Origin of the sequence: Ralstonia sp. TCR112, from assembly GCF_007997035.1 — a bacterium.
In the GTDB taxonomy this organism is placed as follows: Bacteria; Pseudomonadota; Gammaproteobacteria; order Burkholderiales; family Burkholderiaceae; genus Ralstonia; species Ralstonia edaphi.
On the sequence record NZ_VOSS01000153.1, the window covers coordinates 1 to 584 of the forward strand.

General features: G+C 64.4%; 1 protein-coding gene. It reads right to left on the reverse strand.

Annotated elements, in window-relative coordinates:
* Positions 1–91 precede the first annotated feature (91 nt).
* The gene (gene rnk, locus FUT88_RS24675) at positions 92–499 is read right to left on the reverse strand and encodes a nucleoside diphosphate kinase regulator (RefSeq protein WP_147219135.1); all 408 of its coding nucleotides are present in this window, start codon (positions 497–499) and stop codon (positions 92–94) included.
* Positions 500–584: the final 85 nt, after the last annotated feature.

The window sequence follows — 584 nt, forward strand, 5'->3', positions numbered from 1 at the left end:
CGGCTACGGCGAGAGCCTGCTCGACTACAACCACAAGCTGGGCTCGCAGGTGCGTGTCGGGTACAGCCTCTCGCGATAGAACGCAGCCGGCTTAGAGCGTGTGCTGGCCGCTGGCCTCTGGCTGGAATGCCACGCGGTCGATGCGCAAGGAGCGCTGTGCGCCATTTGGCGCCGAGTATTTGACCGACTTGCCCGCACGCGCACCCAACAGCGCAGCGCCCATCGGGGAGAGCACCGACAACTTGGCCGACGTCACGTTGGCCTCTTCCGGGTAGACGAGCGTCCACTCTTGCTCAGCGCCGGTGTCATCCACCACGCACACGACCGAGTTCATGGTGACCACGTCGGCGGGAATCTTGTCGCCAGGCACAACGTTGGCACGGGCGATCAGGTCGTCGACGAGGTCGGCCAGCGGCGAGTTGCTGCCAGCGCGCGCGGCGGCGTTTTCAAGGCGGGTGAGGTCAAGCTCGGTCAGGTAGATGGCGGCTGCTTTGGACATGACGATCTCCTACAAGTCTGTGTTCAACACGAGGCAAAGCCGCTGCCGATAGCCCCGCAGGCCAACGCAAAGCAGCGGCAAGGAA